Origin of the sequence: Faecalibacterium prausnitzii, assembly GCF_003287495.1 — a bacterium.
Lineage (GTDB): Bacteria > Bacillota > Clostridia > Oscillospirales > Ruminococcaceae > Faecalibacterium > Faecalibacterium prausnitzii_I.
In genome coordinates, this window is sequence record NZ_PRLE01000001.1 from 539,567 (window position 1) to 560,410 (window position 20,844).

The 20,844-nt window shown below is 61.5% G+C and carries 18 protein-coding genes; 12 read left to right on the plus strand and 6 right to left on the minus strand.

What is annotated here, in order from left to right:
* The first annotated feature begins 18 nt into the window (after positions 1-18).
* The 7 genes from C4N22_RS02515 to C4N22_RS02545 all read left to right on the plus strand — a co-directional run bounded on the left by C4N22_RS02515 (position 19) and on the right by C4N22_RS02545 (position 5,753).
* A complete protein-coding gene (locus C4N22_RS02515) occupies positions 19-1,875 on the plus strand; it encodes a glycoside hydrolase family 13 protein (protein ID WP_112147874.1) in 1,857 nt (618 codons plus the stop codon).
* Positions 1,876-1,978: 103 nt separating this feature from the next.
* Complete coding sequence (locus C4N22_RS02520; protein WP_112147875.1) at positions 1,979-2,437, plus strand: NfeD family protein; 459 nt, start codon at positions 1,979-1,981, stop codon at positions 2,435-2,437.
* A gap of 14 nt (positions 2,438-2,451) precedes the next feature.
* Positions 2,452-3,357 (plus strand): SPFH domain-containing protein, encoded by a 906-nt coding sequence (locus C4N22_RS02525; protein ID WP_022257650.1) that lies wholly within the window; start codon positions 2,452-2,454, stop codon positions 3,355-3,357.
* 3 nt (positions 3,358-3,360) lie between these two features.
* A complete protein-coding gene (locus C4N22_RS02530; RefSeq protein WP_112147876.1) occupies positions 3,361-3,846 on the plus strand; it encodes a YhcH/YjgK/YiaL family protein in 486 nt (161 codons plus the stop codon).
* A gap of 98 nt (positions 3,847-3,944) precedes the next feature.
* The gene (locus tag C4N22_RS13170) at positions 3,945-5,090 is read left to right on the plus strand and encodes a GNAT family N-acetyltransferase (RefSeq protein WP_112147877.1); all 1,146 of its coding nucleotides are present in this window, start codon (positions 3,945-3,947) and stop codon (positions 5,088-5,090) included.
* 104 nt (positions 5,091-5,194) lie between these two features.
* Positions 5,195-5,470 carry a type II toxin-antitoxin system Phd/YefM family antitoxin gene (locus C4N22_RS02540; protein WP_112147878.1) on the plus strand — a complete coding sequence of 92 codons (276 nt, stop codon included), beginning with the start codon at positions 5,195-5,197 and terminating at the stop codon, positions 5,468-5,470.
* Positions 5,451-5,753: a type II toxin-antitoxin system RelE/ParE family toxin gene (locus tag C4N22_RS02545; RefSeq protein ID WP_022257645.1), complete on the plus strand. Its 303-nt coding sequence runs from the start codon at positions 5,451-5,453 to the stop codon at positions 5,751-5,753. Before C4N22_RS02540 ends, C4N22_RS02545 begins: the two co-directional genes overlap by 20 nt.
* A 51-nt stretch (positions 5,754-5,804) precedes the next feature.
* On the opposite strand, the gene mgtE is transcribed toward C4N22_RS02545, so the two are convergent.
* A complete protein-coding gene (gene mgtE / locus C4N22_RS02550) occupies positions 5,805-7,193 on the minus strand; it encodes a magnesium transporter (RefSeq protein ID WP_112147879.1) in 1,389 nt (462 codons plus the stop codon).
* A 378-nt stretch (positions 7,194-7,571) separates the two neighbouring features.
* Here mgtE and C4N22_RS02555 point away from each other — a divergent pair, with 378 nt between their 5' ends.
* Complete coding sequence (locus C4N22_RS02555) at positions 7,572-8,459, plus strand: aldose 1-epimerase family protein (RefSeq protein WP_112147880.1); 888 nt, start codon at positions 7,572-7,574, stop codon at positions 8,457-8,459.
* 54 nt (positions 8,460-8,513) lie between these two features.
* Here C4N22_RS02555 and C4N22_RS02560 read toward each other — a convergent pair whose 3' ends face one another.
* Positions 8,514-9,701 carry an LL-diaminopimelate aminotransferase gene (locus tag C4N22_RS02560; protein ID WP_112147881.1) on the minus strand — a complete coding sequence of 396 codons (1,188 nt, stop codon included), beginning with the start codon at positions 9,699-9,701 and terminating at the stop codon, positions 8,514-8,516.
* A 138-nt stretch (positions 9,702-9,839) separates the two neighbouring features.
* A complete protein-coding gene (gene dapF, locus C4N22_RS02565; protein WP_112147882.1) occupies positions 9,840-10,685 on the minus strand; it encodes a diaminopimelate epimerase in 846 nt (281 codons plus the stop codon).
* 413 nt (positions 10,686-11,098) lie between these two features.
* Between dapF and acpP the strand changes: the two genes are divergently transcribed.
* The 4 genes from acpP to C4N22_RS02585 all read left to right on the plus strand — a co-directional run bounded on the left by acpP (position 11,099) and on the right by C4N22_RS02585 (position 16,413).
* Positions 11,099-11,338 carry an acyl carrier protein gene (gene acpP / locus C4N22_RS02570; RefSeq protein WP_022257640.1) on the plus strand — a complete coding sequence of 80 codons (240 nt, stop codon included), beginning with the start codon at positions 11,099-11,101 and terminating at the stop codon, positions 11,336-11,338.
* Positions 11,339-11,475: 137 nt separating this feature from the next.
* Positions 11,476-12,915, plus strand: coding sequence for a proline--tRNA ligase (gene proS, locus C4N22_RS02575; protein WP_112114605.1), 1,440 nt, complete (start codon positions 11,476-11,478; stop codon positions 12,913-12,915).
* A gap of 190 nt (positions 12,916-13,105) precedes the next feature.
* A complete protein-coding gene (locus tag C4N22_RS02580) occupies positions 13,106-15,715 on the plus strand; it encodes a peptidoglycan-binding domain-containing protein (protein ID WP_112147883.1) in 2,610 nt (869 codons plus the stop codon).
* 5 nt (positions 15,716-15,720) lie between these two features.
* Positions 15,721-16,413 (plus strand): peptidoglycan-binding domain-containing protein, encoded by a 693-nt coding sequence (locus C4N22_RS02585; RefSeq protein WP_112114603.1) that lies wholly within the window; start codon positions 15,721-15,723, stop codon positions 16,411-16,413.
* A gap of 82 nt (positions 16,414-16,495) precedes the next feature.
* On the opposite strand, the gene C4N22_RS02590 is transcribed toward C4N22_RS02585, so the two are convergent.
* The 3 genes from C4N22_RS02590 to C4N22_RS02600 all read right to left on the minus strand — a co-directional run bounded on the left by C4N22_RS02590 (position 16,496) and on the right by C4N22_RS02600 (position 20,842).
* Positions 16,496-17,218: an NAD-dependent protein deacylase gene (locus C4N22_RS02590; protein WP_112114602.1), complete on the minus strand. Its 723-nt coding sequence runs from the start codon at positions 17,216-17,218 to the stop codon at positions 16,496-16,498.
* A gap of 94 nt (positions 17,219-17,312) precedes the next feature.
* Entirely contained in the window at positions 17,313-18,212 is a 900-nt protein-coding gene (locus C4N22_RS02595) for an NAD(P)H-hydrate dehydratase (protein ID WP_112147884.1), read from the minus strand.
* A 2-nt stretch (positions 18,213-18,214) separates the two neighbouring features.
* Positions 18,215-20,842, minus strand: coding sequence for a translation factor GTPase family protein (locus tag C4N22_RS02600; protein ID WP_112147885.1), 2,628 nt, complete (start codon positions 20,840-20,842; stop codon positions 18,215-18,217).
* Positions 20,843-20,844 lie beyond the last annotated feature (2 nt).

Sequence of the window (20,844 nt, forward strand, 5' to 3'; positions counted from 1 at the left end):
GAAAGGATCGATCTTCCCTTGTCTTGTCTGTTCAACAGCTATGACCCCTATTTCAAGCAGCCCTTTGGTGCCGTGCGCGCCGGGCAGACGGTGCACCTGTCCCTCTGCATCCCGGAAGAGCTGGGCTATGTGGACCCACACCTCGTCATCCAGAAAGAGGGCAAGAACGATGTGCCCGTCCATTACCGGATGAAATTTGACGGCCAGACGCCCAAACAGAACCATTTTTCGGTGGACGTCACGCTGGGCGACGTGGGCCTGTACTTCTATTACTTTGACCTCTACACCGATTTCCGCCGCATCGTCCGCGGGCCGGACAACTGCGGCGTGGTCAGCTGGCAGGAGGGCGAAAGCTGGCAGCTGACCGTTTACGAGCCCAGCTTCCAGACGCCGGACTCCATCAAGGGCAAGGTGTTCTACCAGATCTTCCCGGACCGCTTCTGCGAGGGCGTGGAGAACAAGCCCATGCCCTTCCCGGACCGGCTCTATCAGGCCGATAAGCACGCGGAGCCGTTCTGGCAGCCCAACGAGATCGGCGGCCACCTGAACGAGGACTACTTCGGCGGCGACCTGAAAGGCATCCAGCTCAAACTCCCCTACCTGCACGAGATGGGGGTGGACTTCCTCTACCTCAACCCCATTTTTGAGGCCCACTCCAACCACCGCTACAACACGGCCGATTACCTCAACGTAGACCCATTGCTTGGCACCAACGAGGATTTTGAAGCCCTCTGCATGGAAGCGGCCAAATACGGCATCGGCATCGTACTGGACGGCGTGTTCAGCCATACGGGCTCGGACAGCCGGTATTTCAACCGGGAGGGCCGCTATGGTGAGGGCGGTGCTTACCGTGACGCGAACTCCCCCTACCGCAGCTGGTACGATTTTGACCCCAAGTACAAGGGCGGCTACCGCAGCTGGTGGGGCTTTGAGACCCTGCCCGAAGTCAACGAGGAGACCCCCTCCTATGTCGATTTTGTCACGGGCGAGGGCGGCGTCATCGACACCTGGCTCCGCCGGGGCGCAGCCGGTTTCCGGCTGGATGTGGCCGACGAGCTGCCCGACAGCTTTATTGAAAAAGTGCGCGCCGCCGTCAAGCGGGTGGGCCCGGAAAAGTTCCTGCTGGGCGAGGTGTGGGAGGATGCCACCACCAAGTTCGGCTTTGACAAGCGCCGCACCTACCTGCTGGGCAAAGGGCTGGACAGCGTGATGAACTACCCGTTCAAAAATGCCGTGCTGGATTTCGTCAAAGGCAAGCCCGCCGAGCAGGCCATGAACGAGATCATGACCATCTGTGAGCACTACCCGGCCCCGGCCATGGATACGGCCCTCAACTTCCTCTCCACCCACGATACCGAACGCGCCCTCACCGTCATTGCGGATGAGCCCGCCAATGGCCGGGGCCGGGAGTGGCAGAGCGGCCGCTGCGTGACCGGCGACGCCTACGAAGAGGGCATCCTCCGGCTCAAGATGGCCTACGCCATCATCTACACTCTGCCCGGCGTGCCCTGCCTGTACTACGGCGACGAGATCGGGATGCAGGGCTACCGCGACCCGTTCAACCGCGGCTATTACTGCTGGGACAGCCACGAGAAGCGGCTCCGCCCGGTGCTGGCACAGCTGGCGCAGCTCCGCCACACCTGCGAGGCGTTCCACTCGGGTGCCCTGCGGGTGCTGCGGGCGGACGGCGGCGTGCTCCACTACCAGCGCATTGGGCTGGTGGAAACGGCGGAGATCATCGTCAACCGCACCGAGCACATCATCGTGGAGCCACTGGCCTCCGGCAAGCATACCGAGGTGAACCCCATGGGCTTCACCATCGTGGTGGAAGAGGCAGGTCACAACCCCAACCACAGCTATTACGATTACAAGTGACCGGATTTCGTATCCCACGCAACAATTCATGAAAAAATCATTGACCTTCACCCGGCTTTCTGCTTTATAATAGAACCAGAAACCCCGCAAAGGAGGGATGTGCATGTCTCTGGCTGTTTCCATCGACCCCATCTTCTGGCTGCTGTGTGCCATCGGTTTTGTGGTGCTGGAAGCCATGACCTGGAATCTCGTCTCTATCTGGTTTGCCGTGGGCAGTGCCGCTGCCCTGCTCAGCTGCCTGCTGGTGCAGTCGTTCCGGGTGCAGGCGGCGGTATTTATCGCCGTCAGCGCCCTCTGCCTGCTGGCCTTTAAGCCTCTGGCCAAAAAGCTGCGCAAAGCCCCCACCGCCACCAACGGCGACCGCAACCTGGGCCGGGAAGCCACGGTGCTGACCCCCGTGACAGCGGAAGCCACCGGCCGCGTCCGGCTGGACGGCGTGGACTGGAACGCCCGCTGTGTCACCCCGGGTGACACCCTCGCCCCGGGCGAAAGCTGCCGTGTCACGGAAATTCACAGCACCCTGCTCATCGTGGAGCCCATCCGTACCGAAACCACTCATTAACAAAGGAGCGAACTATGGTCTTGTTTTTTGTCATCCTCGCCCTCATCCTCGTGGTTCTGCTGGTGGTCATCACCAACATCGTCATCGTGCCGCAGTCCATGGTCTATGTCGTGGAGCGGCTGGGCAGCTACTCCGAGACCTGGGCCTCCGGCCTGCATGTCAAGATCCCGTTTATTGAGCGGGTGGCCAAAAAGGTCAGCCTGAAAGAGCAGGTGGCGGACTTCCCGCCCCAGCCGGTCATCACCCGCGATAATGTCACCATGCAGATCGACACGGTGGTCTTCTTCCAGGTAATGGACGCCAAGCTCTACACCTACGGCGTCAACCAGCCCATCGCGGCCATCGAGAGCCTGTCCGCCACCACCCTGCGCAACATCATTGGTGAGATGGAGCTGGACCACACCCTCACCAGCCGCGACACCATCAACAGCAAGATCACGGCCATCCTCGACGAAGCCACCGATAAGTGGGGCATCAAGGTCAACCGTGTGGAGGTCAAGAACATCATCCCGCCGCGCGAGATCCAGGAAGCCATGGAGAAGCAGATGAAAGCCGAGCGTGAGAAGCGCGCCGTCATCCTGAAAGCCGACGGCGAAAAACAGGCCGCCATCACTGCCGCCGAGGGCGAAAAAGAATCCGCCATCCTCCGGGCCGACGCCGTCAAGCAGCAGCGCATTCTGGAAGCCGAGGGCGAGGCACAGGCCATTCTGGCGGTGCAGAAAGCCAACGCCGACGCCATCCGCCTGCTGAACGAGGCCATGCCCAACGATAAGGTGCTGGCCCTCCGCAGCCTGGAAGCACTGGCCAAGGTCGCCAACGGCAAGGCCACCAAGATCATCATTCCCTCCGAGCTGCAGAACCTGGGCGGCGTGGTGCCCGCCATCAAGGAGCTTGTCACCGAGCCCCGGAAAGAAGAGTAACCTATGATCTACGATACCCTGAACAACCTCCCCAATTATCTGGGCATGAGCGAAAATCTAGACACCGTCATTGAATACGTCATGGCCCGGGATATCAACACCCTGCCCACAGGCAAGACCCGCATCGACGGTGACAAGGCCGTTGTCACCGTGAGCACCGTCACCCCGCAGGTGAGCGAGAAAGCGCCGTTCGTCCGGCACGACGCCCATCTGACCCTTGAGACCGACCTCGAGGGCAGCGAGCTGTTTGAAGTTTCGCTGGGCGAGTTCTCCCCCACCAAACCCGCCGACGAGGCTGCGGACATCACCGTGGGCAGCGCCGGCACCAGCATTGCCGGAATGCTCTGCGAGGGCCGCTTTGCCCTCTATCTGGCCGGGGAGCCCTATAAATCCGGCCTCAAGGCACAGGGCTGCGGCAAGCTGAAAAAGGCCGTGTTCAATATCGCGCTGGACGAAGACCCGGATGACGAGAACGACACCGACGAATAAAGAGCAGAATCCGATTCCAAAACACTCCACGCAGCGTAGGTTGCGCGGAGTGTTTTTCTATGGTACGCTGGGTACAAGGAAAAGGAGGAAATAGCCCCATGAACACTTACGTCACCGGCAGCACCATCCGACAGCTGCGGGAAACCAAACACCTCACCCAGGCAGAATTAGCGGCAAAACTTTCCGTCAGCGCCAAGACCATCTCCAAGTGGGAGACGGCCAAGGGCCTGCCCGACATTTCCCTGCTGGAACCTCTGGCGGCCGCGCTGGGCGTCTCGGTACTGGAACTGATGCAGGGAGAGCCCGTGGTCAACCAGAACCGGGCCGCCAACCTCCTGCGTTCCAAGCTCTATGTCTGCCCCGTCTGCGGCAATGTGCTCCACGCCACCGGGCAGGCCGTGGTGAGCTGCTGCGGCATCACCCTGCCTGCACAGGACATTGCGGAAGCGGAGGACGCCGACGAGCACCACCAGCTGACCGTGGAGCGGGTGGAGGACGAGTTGTTCGTTACCATCCACCACCCTATGACAAAGGATCATTTCATCTCGTTCATCGCCTACCTCACGGGAGACAAGTTGCAGTTGGTCAGGCTCTACCCGGAGGGGGATGCCACGGCCCGCTTCCCGCTGCGGGGCACCGGCGTGCTGTACTTTTACTGCAACCGTCATGGCCTGATGAAAGCCCCGGATTTCCGCACTGCCACCCGGCGCACCGCACCCCGGAAGATTCACCTGCGGGAACCGGACGAGGGTGACAAAGCACAGGTGATGGCCTACCGGGAGGAGTTTCTGGCCATCGGCTCCCGGATGGACGGCACCTCCGCGCTGGACCAGTACCCCGATTTCGACGCCTGGCTGGCCAACATCCGCGCTTTGAACGACCCGTCCACCACCCCGGCGGGCTTTGTACCCGCCACCCAGTATCTGGCCCTGGACGAGCAGGAGCACCTGGTGGGCATGACCAACCTGCGCCATTACCTCAACGATTACCTGCTCACCTACGGCGGGCACATCGGCTACAGCGTCCGCCCGGCAGAACGTCAGCACGGCTACGCCATTCAGATGCTCCGCCTGACCCTTGAAAAGGCCCGGGAACACGGCATCGAAAAAGTGCGCATCTGCTGTGACCATTACAACGTGGCCTCCGCTAAGACCATCCGCGCCAACGGCGGCGTGCTGGAAGATGAGTGTTTTGATTCTTCCGACGGGACTCTGACCCAGCGGTACTGGATCCAGAATAAGTAAACAAAAACACGCTTGGTTTCTTCGTCCAAGCGTGTTTTTGTTTACTTTCGCTTTTATTTTGCGCGGAATCATGCTATAATAATGTACAAGAGGAGGTGGCTGTTATGCCTCAAATTAGACCCATTACCGATTTACGGAACACGACTGAAATTTCTGACCTCTGCCATGCCCGCAGAGAGCCCGTATTCATCACAAAAAATGGTTATGGCGACCTCGTTGTCATGAGTATCGAGACCTACGAAGCCATGACCGAGACTGCTGCTGTGGATGCTGCCATCTCGCAGGCCGAGGCTGAATATGCCCAGACCGGCCAGCTTTACGATGCGCATGAGGCTCTTTCGTCATTGAGGAGAAAACATTTTGGAACAGTACAGCGTTAAGTTGCTTTCCCACGCCCTGCAAGATTTAGACAGTATCTACACCTATGTTGCCCAGACACTGGTAGAACCCGAAACCGCGCAAACCCTCATTGGGCAGTTAGAAGATGCGATCTTCTCTCTGGAGACATTCCCCCACCGCTGTCCGGAACGGCGTAATGGCACTTACGCCAATCGCGGTTACCGCCAGCTTCTTATCAAAAATTATACCATTGTTTTCCGCATTGATGAAATGCAGCGGCAGGTTCTGGTTGTAACAGTACGCTATTCTCCCAGTCAATTTTAAGGAACGAAAAAGCTCCGGTGACGCCGGAGCTTTTTTGTCTTTATTGATATTTTAGCCCAGATGGAACATCTCAATGAGCACGATCATGGCAAGGCCATAGTAGACCACCACGGCCACCAGATCGTTGATGGTGGTGATGAGCGGGCCGGAGGCCACAGCGGGGTCAATGTGGATCTTGTGGAACAGCATCGGGATCACGGTGCCGACCAGACTGGAAATGACCATAGCCACAATGAGGGAGATGCCCACACAGCCCGAGAGCAGAAACGCCTGCCCCCAGGCATAGGCCTTGAAGAAGTGGATATACACGCCCAGGAAGCCCAGCGCCATCACGGCCAGCAGCGCACCGTTGACCAGGCCCACCCGCATTTCCTTGAAGAGCAGGTGCAGCTTTTTGCTGGTGGTCAGGTTCTCGTCCACCAGCACCCGGATGGTGACGGCCAGCGACTGGGTGCCCACGTTGCCTGCCATATCCAGCACCATGGACTGGAAGCAGATGACGATGGGCAGCACTGCCACCACCGATTCAAAGGCACCCACCACGGAGGAGACCAGCATCCCGAGGAAGAGCAGCGCCACCAGCCAGGGCAGGCGCTTTTTCACGCTCTGGAACACGCCCTCGTTCAGGTCTTCCTCGCTGGTCAGGCCGCCCAGCTTTGCGTAATCGTCGCCCATCTGGTCATTCACCAGCTCCACAACGTCCGCCGAGGTGATAATGCCCAGCAGCTTGCCGCTCTCGTTCAGCACGGGGAGGCTGCGCTCGGCGTAGTCCACGATGCGGTCAATGCTGTCACTGATCTTTTCGTGGTCGGTCACATAGGGGTAAGACCGGGCGATCAGCTTTTCCAGGCTGTCGTCCGCCCGGGCCACGATGAGGTCTTTCAGATCGATGGCACCGTAAAAGCGCTCGTTCTCATCCACCACATAAAGGGTCGAGATATTGTCGTTCTCGCCCGCCTGCTTCACCAGCTCGCTCATGGCCTGCCGGATGGTCATATCCTTGCGGATGCAGATGTAGTTGGTGGTCATGCAGCTGCCGATCTCGTCCTCGTCGTAGGAGAGCAGCAGCTTGACGTCATCGGCGGCGTCCTTATCCACTTTGTCCATCTGGTGGACGATCTTCTCTTTGTCCTCTTCTTCCAGGTCGTCCAGAGCATCCACAGCGTCGTCCGAGTCCATGTGGGAGACCACCTGCGCGGCCTCTTCCGGCGGCAGCTCTTTCAGGTAGGGCTCCGCGTCGTCCAAGTAGGAGAAGATCTCTGCCACCTGCTCCACGCCCAGGATGGCGTACAGCTTCCGGCGTTCTTCCGCCGTTAGGTCGGCCAGTGCGTCGGCCAGGTCGTTTTCATGGTAATCGGAAAGCTTTTCCGCCAGCTCCGCCTGCGGCAGGCCGCTGTGGATGATGTCCAGAATTTCCTGTACATAGTTTTTCTTCTGCATGGGTTGCCTCCTTGTCTGCCCCTGAAAATGGGCACAAAAAATACACCGCGTCTTGCCAAAGGCTCCTGCGGTGTATCAAGGACACATGCAATTCAGGACGCGGCAGACACACTTGCCATGTCCACATCGCAGGAGAAGCGTGGTTTCGGGTGATCGCTACTGTCGCTGTTCATACGGGAAGCTTCTCCTCCGTTCTTTGAAAAATTCTGCTTTTTCAGCCACGTTATAATACTACGCCGGGCTGGATTTTGCAACCCATTTTGCAAAAGTTTTACTGTTTTCTTTCCGGCATTTCCACGTCCGTTTTTCTCCTTGGCTTTTGGCGCCAAAAGGAGTATACTGGGCACAGAAAATATTGTGCAAAAGGAGTGCATGACCATGCAGGCAACCATCCATAATGAGTTTCTGACCCTGACGGTGGACACCCACGGCGCAGAGGCCGTCAGCCTGAAAAACGCGGCGGGTGAAGAGATGCTCTGGCAGGCTGACCCGGCCATCTGGAAGCGCCACGCGCCCATTCTCTTCCCCTGGACCGGCAAACTGACGGGCGGCACCTTTACCGCAAACGGCAAGACCTACAGGGGCGGTCAACACGGCTTTGCCCGGGATATGGAGCACACCCTGCTCAGGGCCGAGGGTGACACCATCCAGCTGGAGCTGCGGGCGGACGACGCCATGAAAGCAGAGCGCTTCCCCTTTGATTTTGTCCTGACCAGCACGTTCCGGCTGGAGGGCAAGACGGTCCACCATACCCTCACGGTGCAGAACCCCGCTGCGGCCGCTCAGGAGCTGCGGTTCGGCATCGGCTATCACCCGGCGTTCAACGTCCCGTTTGACAGCGCCCACACCACCGAGGATTACGAATTCCGGTTCGACCAGCCCGAGAGCCCCATGATTCTGGACGCCTCCCCCAACGGCCTGTTGAGCGGCAGGTGCTATTACCAATGGAAGAACGCCAGCGCCATCCAGTTGACGGACGACCTGTTTGCCAACGACAGCTTCTGCATGGCCGGCCTGCGCACCAAGACGCTGGGCATCTATGAGAAAGACACCGGCCGCAGCGTGGTCTGCAATGTCGCCGGTTACCCTTATACTCTCATCTGGAGTGCTCCCGCCAAACCCGTGCGGTATGTCTGCATTGAGCCCTGGCACGCCCTGCCCGGGGCCGAGACCGACCCGCAGGAGTGGAGCGAGCGTGCCGCCACCGCCTGCCTGGCCCCCGGCCAGCAGTGGGAAACGACCCTTTCCACGACATTTGACCGTTAAACATAAAAACTCCTCCGGCAGCTGCCGGAGGAGTTTTTGCGTGTATGAAAGATGTTACAGGGCCTTGATGGCGTTCTTGATGCGCTCGGCGGCCACTTTGGTCTTCTCGGCATCGCCGAATGCAGTCAGGCGGAAATAGCCCTCGCCGCACTCACCAAAGCCAACACCCGGAGTACCCACAACGCCGCAGGTGTTGAGCAGCCAGTCGAAGAACTCCCAGCTCTTCATGTTGCCGGGGCAGCGCAGCCAGATGTAGGGGCTGTTTTTGCCGCCGCAGTACCACACGCCGCACTCGTCCAGCGCGTCGGCCAGGACTTTCGCGTTGCGGCGGTAGTAATCGAGGTTGGCCTGAATTTCCGCCATGCCGCTCTCGGTAAAGACAGCGGCAGCCGCGCGCTGCACGAGGTAGGGCACACCGTTGAACTTGGTGGTCTGGCGGCGGAGCCAGAGCTTGTTGATGTTCATGCCCTCGCGCTCCAGCTCCTTGGGCACCACGGTGTAGCCGCAGCGGGTACCGGTAAAGCCTGCGATCTTGGAGAACGAGCAGATCTCGATGGCGCACTCACGGGCACCCTCGATCTCAAAGATGCTGCGGGCCAGCGCGCCGTCCGAGATGAAGCACTCGTAAGCGGCATCGTACAGGATGATGGCGTTGTTCTTCTTGGCGTAAGCCACCCACTCCTTGAGCTGCTCACGGGTATAGGCAGCGCCGGTGGGGTTGTTGGGGCTGCAGATATAGATGATATCCGCCTTGACGTTCTCGTCCGGCATCCCCAGGAAGCCGTTCTCCTCACTGGTGCGGCTGTAGATGATCTTGCGGCCGTCGGTCACGTTATCGTCCACATAGGTGGGGTAAACGGGGTCCGGCACCAGCACGGTGTTGTCCACATCAAACAGGCCCAGGATATTGGCCAGGTCGCTCTTGGCACCATCGGAGATGAAGATCTCATCCTCTTCGATCTTGGTTCCGCGGCTGGCGTAGTAGCCCTGGATGGCCTGCTTGAGGAACGGATAGCCCTGCTCCGGGCCATAACCGTGGAAGCCCTCTTTGGTGCCCATCTCATCGGCTGCCTGATGCATGGCCTCCACCACGCACTTGGCCAGCGGCTGGGTCACATCGCCAATGCCCATCCGGATGATCTCTTTTTCGGGGTGAGCTTCCTGGTAGGCAGCCACCTTGTGCGCAATGTCCACAAAGAGGTAGCTGGCTTTCAGCTCCCCATAGTGATGATTCATTTTCATCGTTGTTCCCTCGCTTTTGTTGTTTCTCTCTTTGGCTCCCCTGTCAGGACAGACTCCCTCCGGCCGGAGGGAGATGTCGCGCCAGCGACAGAGGGAGGATAGTTGGCCGCGCCAGAGCGCGGCCTGAGAGGTTTCATTTCAAATTGATCCTTCTGCAATTCCCTCATATACCGTCACAGCGGCTCCGGTCATGAGCAGTTTCCTGCCCGGGAGCACCCGGATGATGAGCTCGCCGCCCCGCAGTGCCACATGCACATTCTCCCCGGCCGGGCAGAGGCCCAGCTCGGTCAAGGCCGCCACCGTGGCACAGGTACCCGTACCGCAGGCCCAGGTCTCGCCGCTGCCCCGCTCCCACACCCGCATTTTCAGGTGGGTGGCGTCCACCACTTCCACAAACTCGGTGTTGATCCGCTCCGGGAAGTTCGGGTGGTTTTCAAAGGCAGGGCCGATCTCTTCCAGCTTCAGGCTGTCTACCTCCGGCACCACGGTCACGCAGTGGGGATTGCCCACGCCGATGCAGGTCACCTGCCAGCGTTTGCCCTCCACTTCCAGCGGGCAGTCCACCAGCGGGCCCTCGCCCATGTTCACGGCAGGCAGGGCCGCGGCCATGGTGGTGTACTCGCCCATTTCCACCTGCCACAGCTGCGCTCCCATCCGGGTCACTGTCTTGCAGCCGGCGCCGGTATCAATGGCCAGCCGTGGCTTTGCCACTCCGTGGGTGTACAGCCACTCGGCCACACAGCGGACGCCGTTGCCGCACATCTGTGCCTCGCTGCCGTCCGCGTTAAAAATGCGCATCCGGCCATCGGCCCCGGGGGTAACGGGGGCACAGATGCAGATGATGCCATCGGCTCCCACGGAAAAATGCCGCCGGGACAGGTCCCGCGCCAGCGGGACGATGTTCTCCGGCACGCCGCTTTCCCGGCAGTCCAGATAGATGTAATCGTTGGCACAGCCCTGCATTTTGGTAAAGGATAATTTCATGGAAAGCCCTCGTTTTCATGGTGTTTGCCTCGGCTGCAGGGCACGGTATCCCAAGAGCCGCAGGCGACAAAAAACAACCAAAACCGGCCTGCCAAGGGCTCCCCTGTCAGGAGAGCTGTCTGCGAAGCAGACTGAGAGGTTGTTTGTCTTATATAATCATAAGAAGCAAAGGCCGTTCTGTCAAGCAGAAAAACGGACTTTCCCGCAATTTCTGCTGTTAAACTTTGCGGCAAAAGCTCCCAAACGTCAAAACAGGGCTTGACAATCCACAGTCCATGGGATATAAAAAAAGAGAGCGCTTTGCACAGTGTTCCACAGCCGGGCCCGCCAAGGGACGCAATGGTCAAACCGCCCCAGCCCGGGCGGACGGTGCAGGGCCAACAATTTACTGCACAAAAAGGAGACCGCGACAAATGGATACGTTTGAGAAGATCCGCGCACTGCTGGCGGAGCAGCTGGACCTCGACCCCGCAAAAATCACGATGGAGAGCGACATCATGAACGATTTTGAGGCTGACAGCCTGGATATCGTGGATATGGTGATGACGCTGGAGGATGAGTTTGGCATCGAGGTGCCGGACGACGCCATCGAGAACCTGCGTACCGTGGGCGATGTAGTAAACTTTGTGGACAGCCACCAGGCAAACGGCTGAGTTTCAATTTGGCAGAAGCCCCGCTGCACTGGCTCTGCATCCGGCAGAATCAGGGCGGGGCTTTTAATATGGGTTCGTGCGGAACGCAGGGGAAATGAAACGCGTTTGGCGCACGGCCTTTGGAGGAAAAGACAAAAATGGCAAAAGACAACAAAAAGCTCGTACAGGCGATCACCAGCCAGGAAGACAACTTTGCACAGTGGTACACCGACATCTGCGTTAAGGCAGAGCTGGTGGAGTACTCCAGTGTCAAGGGCTTCATCATCCTGCGCCCCTATGGCCAGGCCATCTGGGAGCTGATCCAGAAAGACATGGATGCCCGCTTCAAGGCAACCGGCCATGAGAACGTGGCCATGCCTGTGCTGATCCCTGAGAGCCTGCTGCAAAAGGAAGGCGAACTGGTCAACGGCTTCGCGCCGGAGGTGGCGTGGGTCACGATGGGTGGTTCTGACAAGCTGGAAGAACGCCTGGCCGTCCGCCCCACCAGCGAGACCATGTTCTGCGATCACTGGTCCCGGGTGCTGCACAGCTACCGTGAGCTGCCCATGAAGTACAACCAGTGGTGCAGCGTCGTCCGCTGGGAGAAGACCACCCGCCCGTTCCTGCGCAGCCGCGAGTTCTGGTGGCAGGAGGGCCACACCATCCATGAGACCGCAGCCGAGGCTGAGGCAGAGACCCAGCAGCAGCTGAACTGCTACGCGGACGTCTGCGAGCAGGATCTCGCCATCCCTGTTGTCAAGGGCCGCAAGACCGATAAAGAGAAGTTTGCAGGCGCAGAGGCCACCTACACCATCGAGGCCATGATGAAAGACGGCAAGGCCCTGCAGAGCGGCACCAGCCATTACTTTGGCGATAAATTCAGCAAGGCTTACGACGTGACCTTTACCGGCCGCGACAACCAGCTGCATCACCCGTTCCAGACCAGCTGGGGCGTTTCCACCCGTCTGGTGGGTGCCATCATCATGACCCACGGCGACGACGACGGCCTGATCCTGCCCCCCGCTGTGGCTCCCATCCAGGTGGTGGTCGTTCCGATCGCGGCCCACAAGCCCGGCGTCAGCGAGAAAGCCGCTGAGCTGGCTGAGAAGATCAGCAAGTACGCCCGCGTCAAGCTGGACGACAGCGACAACGCCCCGGGCTGGAAGTTCTCTCAGTGGGAGATGAAAGGCGTGCCTCTCCGCCTGGAGATCGGCCCCAAGGACCTGGAGAAGAACCAGTGCGTCCTGGTCCGCCGCGACACCCGTGAGAAGACGTTCGTCTCTCTGGACGAGCTGGAGACCGCCATCCCCGCCCAGCTGGAGGCCCTGCGCAAGGACCTGTACGAGCGTGCCCTCGCCAACCGCAAGAAGCGTACCTGGTCTGCCACCACCATGGACGAGGTCAAAGAGCTGGCCAAGGCCAACACCGGCTACATCAAGACCATGTGGTGCGGTGACCTCGCCTGCGAGATGAAGATGAAAGAGGAAGCTGGCCTGTCCAGCCGCTGCATGCCCTTTGAGCAGGAGCACCTGAGCGATGTCTGCCCCTGCTGCGGCAAGCCCGCCAAGACCATGGTCTACTGGGGCGTGGCCTACTAAGATTTTCCCGATGAGATGATCTGATTGCAAAGAACCACACCGTGTGCCGGCAAAACGGCACATGGTGTGGTTTTTTTGTTCTGGCCGTCTCTTTTTTGTGCAGGGGTTCCGTGCCGTGGTGCCGAACACTGGAGCAGACTGCGGAATAAGCTGGCTCGAACGATTCTTTCACACAAAGGAGAGCATGAGCATGGCAACCGGAATTTTGCGCATCCAGGCCTTTGCGGCCCGCCAGTCCAGCCCGGTGGAAGGCGTGACCGTGACCATTACCGGGGACGGCTTCACCGTGACCCGCCGCACGGACGCCGAGGGCAGCGCCGGGGACGTGACCCTCACCACCCCGGACTGCGCCCTCTCACTGGACGAAAACAACACCACCACCCGGCCCTACGCGGTGTGCGACCTGACCGCCTTTAAGGAGGGCTGGCGCACTGTCCGCATCCAGGGCGTGCAGGTCTTCCCCGGGCAGGTCACATTGGCCCAGCCCGAGATGATCCCGGACACGGAGGAGAACCGGGACATCCCGGCAGAGCCCATCGTCATCCCCGCCCACGCCCTGTTTGCCGGGGGCGGCGGCAGCGGCCCGGAACCCACCACCAACTGTGACCCCAAAGTCCTCAGCCGGGTCATCATCCCCAAAAACATCACGGTCCACCTGGGCAGACCCGCCGCCAGTGCCCGGAACGTGACCGTCTCGTTCCGCCGCTATATTGCCAACGTGGCGTCCAGTGAAGTCTACCCGACCTGGCCGGAACAGGCCCTCCGGGCCAACATCCACTGCCAGATCTCGCTGGCGCTCAACCGCATCTACACCGAGTGGTACCCCAGCAAGGGCTACCGTTTCAACATCACCAATTCCACCAGTTATGACCAATACTATGTCCACGGGCGGACGGTGTTTGACGTGATGGTGCGCCTGACGGACGACATCTTCAACACCTACATCCGCAAGACAGGCACTGTGAACCCTTACTACTCCGAATACTGCGACGGCAGAGCCGTCACCTGCCCGGGGCTCAAGCAATGGGGCACCGTCACGCTGGCCAACCAGGGCCGCAACGCCCTCAGCATCCTCAAATACTACTACGGGAACAACATCGAGATCATCCGCACCAACAACATCGAGTCCATCCCCCAGAGCTACCCGGGCAGCCCGCTGAAGCAGGGCGACCGGGGCACCAGCGTGTTCACCCTGCAGCGGCAGCTGAACCGCATCACCAAGGATTACCCGTTTCTGGGCCTGCTGACCGTGGACGGCATCTTTGGCAGCAGCATGACCAGCACCGTGAAAAAATTTCAGAAGCAGTTCAACCTCACCGCCGACGGCGTGGTGGGGCGGCAGACCTGGTATAAGATCAGCTATATCTACGTCTCCGTCAAGGATCTGGCCGAATTGACCAGCGAGGGCGAGACGGCCAGCGGCACCCTCTCGGATGGCAGCTGGGGCGGCACCACCCTGCGGCAGGGCTCCACCGGCAGCGCCGTGGAGCAGGTGCAGTTCTGGCTGAATACGCTGGCTCAGTACGATTCCGCCATCCCCTCGGTGACGGTGGATGGTGTGTACGGCACCGGCACGGCCAACGCGGTGCGGGCATTCCAGCGGCGGTACGGCCTGACCGTGGACGGCGTGGCGGGCCAGAACACCTGGAACGAGCTCTACGACGAGTTTCGGAGCATCCAGTCCGACAACGGTGCTCCCAACGCCTACCCGGGCACGCCGCTGCGGCAGGGTGCCAGCGGGCAGAATGTCCGGCTCATCCAGTTCTGGCTCAAGATTGCCCGGACGGTGTATTCCTCGCTGAACAATGTCACGGTGGACGGACAGTTTGGGGCCGCCACTACGGCAGCGGTGAAAAAGTTCCAGAGCTACTTCGGCCTCACTAGCGACGGTGTGGTGGGCCGCGCCACCTGGACCAAACTCTATGAGGTGTACAACGACATTGCCAACCGACTGCTCTCTTCCAGCCTGCGGCCCGGCGAGTACCCGGGCATCCTCCGCCGGGGCAGCACCGGCACCGCCGTGCGGGAGCTGCAGTTCTACCTCTACCTCATGAGTGCCTACGAGAGCAGCATCCCCACCGTCTCCATCGACGGAAGCTTTGGCGCGGCCACCGAAACCGCTGTGCGGGCCTACCAGCGCTTTGCGGGGCTCACGGTGGACGGCATCGTGGGACGCACCACCTGGAATTCTCTCTACCGCACAGCTTCCCGCCTGCGACAGTCCGGGCCGGTGGTCACACTGAGGCGCCTGCCCTACCCCGGCATCCCCCTGACCGTTGGCTCGGACAGCAGCACGGTGCTCTACTACACGATTCTTTTGCAGCGGATTTCCTACTATTACCAGAGCGTGGAGAACCCGCCTCTTTCCAGCCAGTACACCGAGGAAACGGCCAACGCTACCCGCAGTGCCCAGGAGCTGCTGGGCCTGCCCCAGACCGGTGTTGCCGACGCCGAGACCTGGACGGCGGTGGAGGCGCTGAGTTTACAGCTGGCCGCCTACGCCCCAAACCCCGACCGGGATGGTGTGCAGGGCCTCGCCTACCCGGGCCGGGCGTTTGCCGAGGGCAGCACCGGGCCGGATGTCTCGCTCATTGAGCAGTGGATCAATGGCCGGGCCTGCCTCTACTGCGGCGAGGACTATGTGAGCGAAAATTCTGTCTTCGGCGCGGCAGAAACGCGTGCTGTCAAGGCCGCGCAGGCCCGGGCCGGGCTGGAACAGACGGGCACGGTCAACCGGGAGACCTGGGCCGCTCTGCGGGCCCAGAGCCGCGATGCCTGCGAATCGGAAACGGAGGAATGAGCACGATGGCACGGTTACTGGTCTACGACGCATACGAGAACAAAGTTTACACCTACGCCAACCTGCGCGAGAATGACCCCATGCCCTACAGCACTGGCACCACCCTGCGGGTGCGGGAGTTCCGGGGCAAATCGGGCAGCCCGGTGCTCTGGACGACGATCGCGGCCATGGAGGCCTGGAACCTGACCCGCCGCAAGTACGGCAAAGGCATCCCGGTAGGGTACGCGTTCCGCCGCATCTGGGAGGGCGGCCACGGCACCCGCAGCCAGCACTATGCGGGTGTCTCGTTCGATGTAGGGCAGAGCCTGACCCAGCGCGAGCGCACCGCCATCTACAACGCGGCCCGAGGCACCGGGGCCTGGGGCTATGTGGAGCCCCTGAGCCAGACCCCCACCTGGGTGCACATGGACCGCCGCTACGGCACCCCCGCCTGCAGCGGCACCACGGCAGGCTACCCCACCCTGCGGCGGGGCAGCCGGGGCTGCTACGTCATGATCTTACAGGACGCTCTCTCCACCCTGGGCTACCAGACCGGGAGCCGGATCGACGGGCTGTTCGGCGCGCGGACGGAAGAGGCCCTGCGGGGCTACCAGCGCCGCACCAGCCTGAGGGTGGACGGCGTCTGCGGCTGCAACAGCTGGAAGAAGATCACCACCGCCGTGCTGGGCGTGGGCCGGACCAAGACCACCATTGATTAAACATCCATAAATAGAAACGAAGAAGCGCTCCCCGCCGGGCCGTTTCAGCCTGCGCGGGGAGCGCTCTGTTACTTTTTTCGTTTTATCCAACCGTGATGTCCTCACTGAGCACCTGGCCGATGGGCTTTGCGATGCACAGGTCCGCCTGAGCATCCGCCCCGGTGGGCTGCATGTTGATGACCACCAGATGGCGGCCCCGGAAATACCGGATGAGCCCGGCTGCCGGGTAGACCACCAGGCTGGTGCCGCCAATGATGAGGGTGTCCGCTTTCCGGATGGCCTGCACGGCCCCGGAGAGGACTTCCTCGTCCAGCCCCTCTTCATAGAGCACCACGTCCGGCTTGATGATGCCGCCGCACTTGGGGCAGCGGGGCACACCGGTGCTGTTGGCGATGAAGTCCACATCATAGAACGCGCCGCAGCCCGTGCAGTAGTTGCGCAGGGTGCTGCCGTGGAGCTCAAACACGTTTTTGGAGCCCGCCGCCTGGTGCAGGCCGTCGATGTTCTGGGTGATGACCGCTTTCAGCTTGCCCTCTTTTTCCAGCCTGGCCAGCCGCAGGTGGGCCGCGTTGGGCTTTGCGCCCTTTACAATAAGCTTATCCCGGTAAAAACGGTAAAACTCCTCGGGGTTCTCCTCCCAGAACGTGTGGCTCAAAATCTCCTCGGGCGGGTAATCGTATTTCTGGTGGTACAGCCCGTCCACACTGCGGAAATCCGGGATACCGCTCTCGGTGGAAACGCCCGCCCCGCCAAAGAAAACAATGTTGCCGCTCTCGGCAATGATCTTTTCGAGTTCTGCTACCATAACAAAAACGCCCCTTTCCCGGCCTTGTGTTGTTCTGCACCCAGTATAGCACAATTTGGCCGGAAAGAAAGCGTTTGTTTTTCTGTGGTTTTCTTCAGCGGTGGTGCTCCGCAAACAGCCGCCCCAGCTGGGCAAACAAGTCCTGCGGGAGCATCCCGTATTCGCCCCGGAGGGCGGCGGCCCGGTCGGCAGCCGCTCCGTGGAGGTAGACCGCACAGGCGGCGGCTTCGTAGGCGGGCAGACCGCAGGCCAGCAGGGCCGCCGTCATCCCGGCCAGAGCGTCCCCGCTGCCGCCCCGGGAAAGGCCCGGATTGCCCGTGGTGTTGACGCAGCAGCGGCCATCCGGCGCGGCGACTACCGTCCCCGCCCCTTTCAGCACCACCACGGCGTTCCACTCCCGGGCAAAGCGGCAGGCAGCGCCTTCCCGGTCCGCCGCAAGGACGGAAGTGGAACGCCCCGTGAGCCGGGACATTTCCCCGGGGTGAGGCGTCAGGATCAGCTCGCCCGCCGGGTGGGGCAGGGCTCTGCCCGCATTGAGGAGGCTGGCAGCGGCGTTCAGGCCGTCGGCGTCCAGCACCGCGCTGCCGCCAAAGCCGGGCAGCAGTTTTTCCACCAGCTCCCGTGTCTCGGCGGCCCGGGCCGCGGACTGGGCCGTGTAGCCCAGGCCGGGGCCCAGCAGCAGGGTGGTGGCTTTCTGGCGGGTGATGTTCGGGAGGCTGCGGGGCGAGATGCCGCCCTCCGCACCCGCAAGGCAGGGGCAGAGGCAGCACTCTGGCAGGCGGGCAGAGACCGCCGCCAGCACCGGTTCCACGCTGGCCAGCGTGACGATGCCGGCCCCGGTGCGCAGGGCACCCTCCACGGCCAGCGAGGCCGCGCCCCGGTAGCAGGCGCTGCCCGCCACCACCAGCACCGCCCCAAAGCTGCCCTTATGACTGTCCCTTGCCCGGGGCGGGATGTGGGCCCAGACGGATTCCGGTGTGATGGTCGCAGCCATGGTCATACCTCCCCCTGAAGATAGCGCTTGATCTCTTTTTCCACTTCTTTTACTTCTTCGTGGAACATCCGGGCCGAGACGCGGAGGGCACCATGGCCCAGAATGATGATCTGCTCCATGCCGTCAGAGGTCGCCACCCGCACCCGGCGGTCCTTGCCGATCTCATGGGTGACATGCTCAATGAACATGTCCGCCGTCTCGGCCTCTTTGGTGTACACGATGTGGATATTGTGGTACTGCTCGATGCTGCCGGGGCTGCCTGGCACCCGGTAGGCGTCGAACACAAGGATGACCACGCATTTTTTAAAGCCCTGATAATTGCACAGGATGTCTGCCAGCTTTTTGCGGGCGGCATCGAGGCTCTCTTTGGAGAGGGCATTGAGCTCATCCCACGCAAAGATGATGTTATAACCATCCACCAGCAGATATTCCGGGGCCAGCGTCCATTGCTCGGCGGCAAAATCCGGGCGCTCTTTTTTCTGCACCGGGCGGAACGCGGCCAGCGGGTCCCGCTTGATGGGGCCGTAGGTCTGCTCAAAAATTTTCAGCAGCTCCGCATCCTCTTCCAGCGTGGCACGGTAGGCTGCTGCCCGGCGCTGGCGGCCCGCCTGCCGGGCGGAGGCAGCCACGGCGTCCGTCTCGGCAGGCTTCGATCTGCCCCAGCCGCTGTCCACATGCATGTGGCTGCGCACCTGCTCCCAGGGCACCACAAAGCCCGCCCCGTGGGCGCAGAACACCGAGTCCGCCGGGTTGTCCAGATCATGCTCCGGCTCGTAGCCCACGGCCTCGATGACTTCCTGCGCATTGTGGCAGGGGCGGTAGCCCTCCAGCGTCAGGCTCACGCGGCCACGGCCACGGGTGTAGCTGACCACCTCCATGGGATAACTGCGCATGGTGGCGGCGGGGGCCTTGCCCGTCAGGGTGGCTGTCTGGCCGTCGGCGCTGGTCTCCGGCGGGTCAAAGCTGCCCTCCATCCGCTGGATGTCATTCATGGCACGGCCCAGGTTCTCGGCCGGGACTTCCAGCCGGAACGTATACCAGGGCTCCAGCAGCTGTGTTTTGCCGATCTGATTGGCCATCATCAGGCCCTGCCGCACCGCGCGGTAAGTCGCCTGCCGGAAGTCACCGCCCTCGGTGTGCTTGAGGTGGGCCCGGCCCGCAATGAGGGTAATTTTTACATCCGTCAGCGGTGCCCCGATGAGAACACCCAGGTGCTGTTTTTCTTCCAGATGGGTCAGCACCAGCCGCTGCCAGTTTTTGTCCAGTACTTCTTCCCGGCAGTCGGCGGCAAACTGCATCCCGCTGCCGGCGGGCAGGGGTTCCAGCTTGAGGTGCACCTCGGCATAGTGGCGGAGGGGCTCGTAGTGGCCCACGCCCTCCATGGCCTCGGTGATGGTCTCCTTATATAAAATGCCGCCGGGGCCAAACTCCACCTCCAGACCGTACCGCTCGGCCAGCAGGCTTTTGAGCACTTCCAGCTGTACCTCGCCCATGAGCTGAACATGGATCTCGCCCAGCGTCTCGTTCCAGACCACATGGAGCTGGGGCTCCTCCTCTTCCAGCCGGTGGAGCTTGCCCAGCGCGGCGTGGATGTCCGCCCCCTCGGGCAGCAGCACCTGATAGCTGAGCACCGGCTCCAGCACGGGCAGGTCGCTGTCCCGCTCGGCACCCAGCCCCTCGCCGGGGTGGGCCTGGGTCAGGCCGGTGACGGCACACACCTGCCCGGGGCCCACTTCCTCCGCCAGCGTATACTTCACACCGGAGTAGAGCCGCAGCTGGTTGGCCTTTTCGGCCCAGGGGCCGCCGTCGCTTTCGCCGGTGAGCTGGGCCTTTACTTTCAAAGTGCCGCCCGTCACCCGCAGCCAGGTCAGGCGGGTGCCCTGCTCGTCCTGGCTGAGTTTGAACACTTTTGCCCCAAAGGCGTCCAGCGCCGGGGCCGGGCGGGTGTAGGTATCCAACCCGGCCAGCAGGGCGTCCACGCCCTCCAGTTTGAGGGCCGCCCCGAACCAGCAGGGGAAAACATGCCGCCGGGCAATGGCGGGAATGAGCTCCTCCGGCGTCAGGGTTCCGCGCTCCAGCACGGCCTCCATCAGCCGCTCATCGCAGACAGCCAGCGCCTCGTTCCGGGTGTCCTCGTCCGCCCCAAAATCCACAAAGCCCTCGCCCAGCCGGTGGTTGAGCTGTTCCAGCAGTTTCTCTTTGCCGGGGCCGGGCAGATCCATTTTGTTGATGAAGACAAACGTTGGGATATGATATCGCCGCAGCAGCCGCCAGAGCGTTTCGGTATGGCTCTGCACGCCGTCCGTCCCGCTGATGACCAACACGGCGTAATCCAGCACCTGCAGCGTCCGCTCCGTCTCGGTGGAAAAGTCCACATGGCCGGGGGTATCCAGCAGCGTGATGGCCGTCTCCCCCGCCGTGAGCAGGGCCTGTTTGGAAAAGATGGTGATGCCCCGGGCTTTTTCCAGCGCGTCGGTGTCCAGAAAGGCGTCTTTGTGGTCCACCCGGCCCAGTTTGCGGATGGTACCGGAGCGGTAGAGCATGGCCTCGGAGAGGGTGGTCTTGCCGGAATCGACATGGGCCAGAATGCCCACCACCAGCTGTTTGGCCCTTTGTTTTTCTGCTTCCATGG

Excerpts from the sequence above, each read along its gene's own strand:
- C4N22_RS02520 (WP_112147875.1), top strand. The coding sequence starts at position 1,979 with ATGTCTCTGGCTGTTTCCATCGACCCCATCTTCTGGCTGCTGTGTGCC.
- C4N22_RS02525 (WP_022257650.1), top strand. The coding sequence starts at position 2,452 with ATGGTCTTGTTTTTTGTCATCCTCGCCCTCATCCTCGTGGTTCTGCTG.
- C4N22_RS02530 (WP_112147876.1), top strand. The coding sequence starts at position 3,361 with ATGATCTACGATACCCTGAACAACCTCCCCAATTATCTGGGCATGAGC.
- C4N22_RS13170 (WP_112147877.1), top strand. The coding sequence starts at position 3,945 with ATGAACACTTACGTCACCGGCAGCACCATCCGACAGCTGCGGGAAACC.
- C4N22_RS02540 (WP_112147878.1), top strand. The coding sequence starts at position 5,195 with ATGCCTCAAATTAGACCCATTACCGATTTACGGAACACGACTGAAATT.
- mgtE (WP_112147879.1), bottom strand. The coding sequence starts at position 7,193 with ATGCAGAAGAAAAACTATGTACAGGAAATTCTGGACATCATCCACAGC.
- C4N22_RS02555 (WP_112147880.1), top strand. The coding sequence starts at position 7,572 with ATGCAGGCAACCATCCATAATGAGTTTCTGACCCTGACGGTGGACACC.
- C4N22_RS02560 (WP_112147881.1), bottom strand. The coding sequence starts at position 9,701 with ATGAAAATGAATCATCACTATGGGGAGCTGAAAGCCAGCTACCTCTTT.
- dapF (WP_112147882.1), bottom strand. The coding sequence starts at position 10,685 with ATGAAATTATCCTTTACCAAAATGCAGGGCTGTGCCAACGATTACATC.
- acpP (WP_022257640.1), top strand. The coding sequence starts at position 11,099 with ATGGATACGTTTGAGAAGATCCGCGCACTGCTGGCGGAGCAGCTGGAC.
- proS (WP_112114605.1), top strand. The coding sequence starts at position 11,476 with ATGGCAAAAGACAACAAAAAGCTCGTACAGGCGATCACCAGCCAGGAA.
- C4N22_RS02580 (WP_112147883.1), top strand. The coding sequence starts at position 13,106 with ATGGCAACCGGAATTTTGCGCATCCAGGCCTTTGCGGCCCGCCAGTCC.
- C4N22_RS02585 (WP_112114603.1), top strand. The coding sequence starts at position 15,721 with ATGGCACGGTTACTGGTCTACGACGCATACGAGAACAAAGTTTACACC.
- C4N22_RS02590 (WP_112114602.1), bottom strand. The coding sequence starts at position 17,218 with ATGGTAGCAGAACTCGAAAAGATCATTGCCGAGAGCGGCAACATTGTT.
- C4N22_RS02595 (WP_112147884.1), bottom strand. The coding sequence starts at position 18,212 with ATGGCTGCGACCATCACACCGGAATCCGTCTGGGCCCACATCCCGCCC.
- C4N22_RS02600 (WP_112147885.1), bottom strand. The coding sequence starts at position 20,842 with ATGGAAGCAGAAAAACAAAGGGCCAAACAGCTGGTGGTGGGCATTCTG.